Origin of the sequence: Pseudomonas sp. B22(2017) (assembly GCF_002113105.1) — a bacterium.
In the GTDB taxonomy this organism is placed as follows: domain Bacteria; phylum Pseudomonadota; class Gammaproteobacteria; order Pseudomonadales; family Pseudomonadaceae; genus Aquipseudomonas; species Aquipseudomonas asiatica.
On record NZ_NEJN01000020.1, the window covers coordinates 23,411 to 30,039 of the forward strand.

The 6,629-nt window shown below is 62.9% G+C and carries 5 protein-coding genes; all 5 read left to right on the forward strand.

Annotated elements, in window-relative coordinates:
- Position 1 precedes the first annotated feature (1 nt).
- The 5 genes from CAG18_RS25220 to panC all read left to right on the forward strand — a co-directional run bounded on the left by CAG18_RS25220 (position 2) and on the right by panC (position 6,273).
- Positions 2–1,444 carry a sigma-54 dependent transcriptional regulator gene (locus tag CAG18_RS25220; RefSeq protein WP_085721784.1) on the forward strand — a complete coding sequence of 481 codons (1,443 nt, stop codon included), beginning with the start codon at positions 2–4 and terminating at the stop codon, positions 1,442–1,444.
- A gap of 1,041 nt (positions 1,445–2,485) precedes the next feature.
- Positions 2,486–3,874 (forward strand): polynucleotide adenylyltransferase PcnB, encoded by a 1,389-nt coding sequence (locus CAG18_RS25225; RefSeq protein ID WP_039615244.1) that lies wholly within the window; start codon positions 2,486–2,488, stop codon positions 3,872–3,874.
- Positions 3,871–4,350, forward strand: coding sequence for a 2-amino-4-hydroxy-6-hydroxymethyldihydropteridine diphosphokinase (folK, locus tag CAG18_RS25230; protein ID WP_085721785.1), 480 nt, complete (start codon positions 3,871–3,873; stop codon positions 4,348–4,350). The genes CAG18_RS25225 and folK overlap by 4 nt, the downstream gene beginning before the upstream one ends.
- 262 nt (positions 4,351–4,612) lie before the next feature.
- Complete coding sequence (gene panB, locus CAG18_RS25235; protein WP_015271848.1) at positions 4,613–5,413, forward strand: 3-methyl-2-oxobutanoate hydroxymethyltransferase; 801 nt, start codon at positions 4,613–4,615, stop codon at positions 5,411–5,413.
- On the forward strand, positions 5,410–6,273 hold the full coding sequence (gene panC / locus CAG18_RS25240) for a pantoate--beta-alanine ligase (protein WP_013974275.1): 864 nt from the start codon (positions 5,410–5,412) through the stop codon (positions 6,271–6,273). Before panB ends, panC begins: the two co-directional genes overlap by 4 nt.
- The last annotated feature ends 356 nt before the right edge of the window (positions 6,274–6,629 follow it).

Sequence of the window (6,629 nt, forward strand, 5' to 3'; positions counted from 1 at the left end):
AATGCCGCACATTCTGATCGTCGAAGACGAAACCATCATCCGCTCGGCCTTGCGTCGCCTGCTCGAACGGAACCAGTACCAGGTCAGCGAAGCCGGCTCGGTGCAGGAAGCCCAGGAACGCTTCAGCATTGCCACCTTCGACCTGATCGTCAGCGACCTGCGCCTGCCAGGCGCACCCGGCACCGAACTGATCAAGCTCGGCCAAGGCACCCCGGTGCTGATCATGACCAGCTACGCCAGCCTGCGCTCGGCGGTAGACTCGATGAAAATGGGCGCGGTGGACTACATCGCCAAGCCCTTCGACCACGACGAGATGCTGCAAGCGGTGGCGCGTATCCTGCGCGACCGGCAGAACGCCCCGGCTGCCGCACCGGCGGCCGAGCCACGCGCCACCAATGGCAAGGTCGCCCCCGCCGACAAAGGCAGCGCGGTGGCCGCCAATGGCGAAATCGGCATCATCGGCTCGTGCCCGCCGATGCAGGACATGTACAGCAAGATCCGCAAGGTCGCGCCCACCGACTCCAATGTGTTGATCCAGGGCGAGTCGGGCACCGGCAAAGAGCTGGTCGCACGCGCCCTGCACAACCTGTCGCGCCGGGCCAAGGCACCGATGATCTCGGTGAACTGCGCAGCCATCCCCGAGACACTGATCGAGTCCGAGCTGTTCGGCCACGAGAAAGGCGCGTTCACCGGCGCCAGCGCCGGGCGCGCCGGCCTGGTGGAAGCTGCCGATGGCGGTACCCTGTTCCTCGACGAAATCGGCGAACTGCCGCTGGAAGCCCAGGCCCGCCTGCTGCGCGTACTGCAGGAAGGCGAGATTCGCCGGGTGGGTTCGGTACAGTCGCAAAAGGTCGATGTACGCCTGATCGCCGCGACCCACCGCGACCTGAAGAACCTGGCCAAGGCCGGCCAGTTCCGTGAAGACCTGTATTACCGCCTGCACGTGATCGCCCTGAAACTGCCTGCCCTGCGCGAGCGCGGCAGCGACGTCAACGAGATCGCCAGCGCCTTCCTAGCCCGCCAGAGCGCGCGCATCGGCCGCGACGACCTGCACTTCTCGGCCGAAGCCGAGCAGGCCATTCGTCACTACAGCTGGCCGGGTAACGTGCGAGAGCTGGAAAACGCCGTTGAGCGTGCGGTGATCCTCAGCGAGAGTGCGGAAATTTCCGCCGACCTGCTGGGCATCGACATCGAGCTGGGTGACCTGGAGGAGGACGAAATCCTCGATAACGCCCTGGTCGGGGCCAGTACGGCCAATGCCAGCCATGAGCCGACCGAGGACCTGTCGCTGGAAGATTACTTCCAGCACTTCGTGCTCGAGCATCAGGACCACATGACCGAGACCGAGTTGGCCCGCAAGCTCGGAGTCAGCCGCAAGTGCCTGTGGGAACGCCGCCAGCGCCTGGGTATCCCGCGGCGCAAGAGCAACGCTACCAGCGAGTAACCGCGCTGCCTGGGCGGGAGGCTCCTCCTGCCCCTGTCTACAACCTCTCCAGCCTCTTCGCGGTCATGCCCGCTCTCATAGAACAACACATGACTCATTGGTTCGGCGAGGTTCTGTAGGAGCAGCCTTGTGCTGCGAAGAGGCCGGGGCTGACAAAGCCTGTCTATTGGCTGTACCGGCCTCTTCGCAGCACAAGGCTGCTCCTACATAGGACGCGTCAATCGAGCGATATTGGTTCTCTGCGCGAAAGCGCAGCCCAAAGGGCTGGGCAATCTCCCACAGGAATTTCACTGCTCTAAAGGGTGGCGCCCCCCCTGTGAGAGCGGGCGTGCCCGCGAAAGGGCCAGCAAAGCCAGCGCACACACCCCCGGTAACACATCAGCCCCTGCAAAAATCTGTTACCCAAGCTTTCCGCCGTAACAGTTCCCGAGGCGTACGGTAACGAAATTTCGACATTTTCGACCGCTGAAAAACTGCTCACCACCTCCAACCCATTGATTTTATTGGGTTTGCAAAAGTTGGCACGGCACCTGCTATATGTCTGGTACAAGAACAATAACAAGCACTGCAACTCAGAATAAGAACAAGACGAAACGGCTCACGCACAATAAAAACAAGACGGCGGAGGCGCAGCTAACTGATTCTTTTGGAGAGGATGCGTGTTTGGGGCTTGCCCCACAACCAGGCAGAGAACAACAAAAACTGCACTAAAAAGCAGCGCCTGAACTGGTTGGATCGACAGATCAACGTGACATCAGCGACCAAAGCAATCCGTTTGCTCTTAACCCCTGGATTGGGGGTCGTCCACAAGCTTCGAGATTTGTGGACAGGGCACTCAACAAAAACAAGAAGCCCAGCAGAAAAACAATAAGAGCACGCAACGACTTCTTGGGGAGCTTAGGCTCCCCTTGTCGTTTCTACCCTTCTGGCAGGCATCCTGCTACCCGCCTACACCATTCCTTGAGTAAATGCTAGAATCCCCGCCCATCATGCGGCCATTCTCCTATTCTTGGCCGAACATTCCTTCAAACAGTGCATCCCATGCTGAAGAAGCTGTTCCAGTCGTTCCGCCCGCCCGTACCGGGCCCGCACCACAGGCGCACCACGCCTGAGGTGATCAACAAGAGCCAGCACTCGCTGCAACGCCACCAATTCAGCCGCCATGCGGTGAACATCGTGGAACGCCTGCAGAGCGCCGGTTACCAGGCTTACCTGGTCGGTGGCTGTGTCCGCGACCTGATGCTGGGCATCACGCCGAAAGACTTCGACGTCGCCACCAGTGCCACCCCTGAACAGGTCCGTGCCGAGTTCCGCAACGCACGCATCATTGGCCGCCGCTTCAAGCTGGTCCACGTGCATTTCGGACGTGAAATCATCGAAGTCGCAACTTTCCGCGCCCACCATTCGGAAGACGACCAGGGCGACAGCCACCGTTCGTCGCACAATGCCAGTGGCCGCATTCTGCGTGACAACGTGTACGGCACCCTGGAAGAGGACGCGCAACGTCGCGACTTCACCATCAACGCCCTGTACTACGACCCGGTCAGCGAGCGCATCCTCGACTACGCCAACGGCGTGCACGATATCCGCAACCGCTTGCTGCGCCTGATCGGCGACCCTACCCACCGCTATCAGGAAGACCCGGTGCGCATGCTGCGCGCGGTGCGCTTCGCCGCCAAGCTCGACTTCGGCATCGAAAAACACACGGTCCAGCCGATTCGAGAGCTGGCCCCACTGCTGCGCGAAATTCCGCCAGCGCGCCTGTTCGAAGAGAGCCTCAAGCTGTTCCTCTCCGGCCAGGGCGCCATCGTCTTCGAAATGCTGGTCGACCTTCAGTTGTTCGAGCCGCTATTCCCGGCCAGTTCACATGCCTTGGACGAGCGCCCGACCTACACCCACACGCTGATCAGCCAAGCGCTGAACAACACCGACCTGCGCGTGAAGCAAGGCAAACCGGTAACCCCGGCCTTCCTCTTCGCCGCGCTGCTGTGGCCAGCTCTCCCGGCCCGCGTGCTGCACCTGCAGAACCAAGGCGTGCCGCCTATCCCGGCCATGAACGGTGCGGCCCACGACCTGATCGCCGAACAATGCGCACGTATCGCCATCCCCAAGCGCTTCACCCTGCCGATCCGCGAGATCTGGGACATGCAGGAGCGCCTGCCACGCCGCAGCGGCAAGCGCGCCGATGTGCTGCTGGACAACCCGCGTTTCCGCGCCGGCTACGACTTCCTGCTGCTGCGGGAAAGCGCCGGGGAAGAAACCGACGACCTCGGCCAGTGGTGGACCGACTACCAGGATGCCAACGACAGCGAGCGTCGCGAAATGATCCGCGAGCTGGGCAGCCGAGATGAAGGCACCGGCGCCGGCCCGCGCAAACGCAAGCGCAGCGGTGGCAAACGCAAGCGCAGTGGCGACGAGGCGTTCGAGTGAGCACCCGCGCCTATATCGGCCTGGGCAGCAACCTGGATGCGCCTGCCGAGCAGTTGCGCAGCGCGTTCCAGGCCCTCGACCAGGTCGAAGCCACACGCCTGGTGGCGGCCTCGGCCCTGTATACCAGCGATTCGCTGCTGCCCGGCCAGCCGCGCTACACCAACGCCGTCGCCGCCCTGGACACCACGCTAGCGCCGCTGGCCCTGCTCGATGCCCTGCAGGCCATCGAGAACGAACAGGGCCGCGTGCGCAAGGAACGCTGGGGCCCACGCACACTGGACCTGGACATCCTGCTGTTCGGCGACCAGGTGCTCGACGAGCCGCGCCTGAAAGTACCGCACTACCACATGCATGCCCGGCCTTTCGTGCTGTACCCGCTGGCGGAACTGGTACCGGGCGATTTCCGCCTGGCCGACGGCCGCGCCCTTGCGCAACTGCTCGACGACTGCCCGTTCGTCGGCCTGGAACGCCTGTAAACCGGGCGTTCCAGCCTTGCACACTGGCGCGGTAACGCCAGTAACACCCTGATCGTAACAATGCGGTAACAGGGTGATTGACTTCCCCCACCTCGCTCACGACTATAGGCGTCCCGTGTGGCACCAAAGTGCCGCATACCCGTATTTAGGCCCGGACGGACCTGTGCCCGAACATCACGCGCGATGATGTGCCGCTCCGGAAAATGACTACACGCGTTGAATGCAGTCGTTTCTTACAGCGCCTGAACGAGGAATTTCCTACATGCCTGAAGTAACCCTGACCACCCTCAATGGCCTCAAGGCCAAGGGTGAAAAAATCACCATGCTGACCTGTTACGACGCCACCTTTGCCAAGGCCGCCAGCCAGGCCGGTGTCGAAGTGTTGCTGGTGGGCGACTCGCTGGGCATGGTCCTGCAAGGCCACGACAGCACACTGCCGGTAACCACCGCGGACATGGCCTACCATACCGCCAGCGTCAAACGTGGCAACGACGGCGCGCTGATCCTCGCCGACCTGCCGTTCATGGCGCATGCCACCCCGGAGCAGGCCTTTGCCAACAGCGCCACGCTGATGCAGGCCGGCGCCCACATGGTCAAGATCGAAGGCGCTGCCTGGCTTGCCGAGACCATCCGCCTGCTGGCCGAGCGTGGTGTGCCAGTATGCGCGCACATGGGCCTGACCCCGCAGACTGTCAACGTGATGGGCGGCTACAAGGTCCAGGGCCGCCAGGAAGCCCAGGCCCGGCAGATGCGCGCCGACGCGATCGCCCTGGAACAGGCCGGTGCGGCCATGCTGCTGCTCGAATGCGTGCCCAGCGAACTGGCGGCGGAAATCACCAGTGCCGTATCCATCCCGGTGATCGGCATTGGCGCCGGCAGCGGCACCGATGGCCAGGTACTGGTCCTGCACGACATGCTCGGCCTGTCGCTAAGCGGCCGCGTACCGAAGTTCGTGAAGAACTTCATGCAAGGCCAGCCGGATATCCACAGCGCCCTCGTCGCATACGTCGAGGCGGTCAAGCAAGTCAGCTTCCCAGGCAGCGAACACGGGTTCAGTGCATGAATACAGTCAAGACCGTCCGCGAACTGCGCGCCGCTGTCGCCCGCGCCCGCGGTGAAGGCAAGCGCATCGGCTTCGTGCCGACCATGGGCAACCTGCACAGCGGCCATGCCGCCCTGGTAACCAAGGCTGCGCAGCGCGCCGATTTCGTGGTCGCTAGCATCTTCGTCAACCCGCTGCAGTTCGGCGCCAACGAAGACCTCGACAAGTATCCGCGCACCCTCGCCGCCGACCAGGAGCGCCTGCTTCAGGCTGGCTGCAATCTGCTGTTCGCGCCCAGCGTCGAAGAGATGTACCCCGACGGCATGAGTGTGCAAACCCGCGTCAGCGTACCCCACCTTTCCGAAGGCTTGTGCGGCGCCAGCCGGCCCGGTCATTTCGAAGGCGTGGCCACCGTGGTCAGCAAGCTGTTCAACATGGTCCAGCCCGACCTTGCCGTGTTCGGTGAAAAGGACTTCCAGCAGCTGGCGGTTATCCGCGCCATGGTGCGCGACCTGAACATGCCGATCCAGATCATCGGCGAGCCCACCGTGCGGGCCGAGGACGGCCTGGCGCTGTCGTCGCGTAACGGCTACCTCACGCCGGAGCAGCGTGCTACGGCACCTGCGCTGTACCGCACGCTGCAGCATATCGCTGGGGCCATCCGCCATGGCCAGCGGGACTTTGCCGCACTGGTTGCCGAAGGCAAGGCGCAGTTGACCGCCGCGGGTTTCCGCCCGGATTACCTTGAGGTGCGTCATGCGGTAAGCCTGCGACCCGCGATGATCGATGATCGTGATCTGGTGGTGATTGCGGCGGCTTACCTGGGTAACACACGGTTGATCGACAACCTGTACCTTCATCTGGAAGAGAAGACCGCGTAACGGCCTGGGGCTGCCTTGCAGCCCATTCGCAGCACAAGGCTGCTCCTACAGAAACCACCTTCTTCTGTAGGAGCAGCCTTGTGCTGCGAGTGGGGCGCAAAGCGCCCCCAAATTCCCCCGCCTTACCCATTCCCTGCAAGTGGCCTTTGCCTATAATGGTGCCAGCCTGAACCCGGCAATGAGTGCCGTGTCCAAGGTCTCACCACGCACCAAGGGAACCCCGCGCAATGGCGTATTACCGCACACCCCACGATGTCACGGCCCTGCCCGCCTGGCAGGCGCTTCAGCAACACCGCGACGCCATGCAAGGTTTCAGCATGCGCGAAGCTTTCGCCGCCGATACCAAGCGCTTCGAC

Coding starts and splice junctions, on each gene's coding strand:
- CAG18_RS25220 (WP_085721784.1), top strand. CDS start 2: ATGCCGCACATTCTGATCGTCGAAGACGAAACCATCATCCGCTCGGCC.
- CAG18_RS25225 (WP_039615244.1), top strand. CDS start 2,486: ATGCTGAAGAAGCTGTTCCAGTCGTTCCGCCCGCCCGTACCGGGCCCG.
- panC (WP_013974275.1), top strand. CDS start 5,410: ATGAATACAGTCAAGACCGTCCGCGAACTGCGCGCCGCTGTCGCCCGC.
- panB (WP_015271848.1), top strand. CDS start 4,613: ATGCCTGAAGTAACCCTGACCACCCTCAATGGCCTCAAGGCCAAGGGT.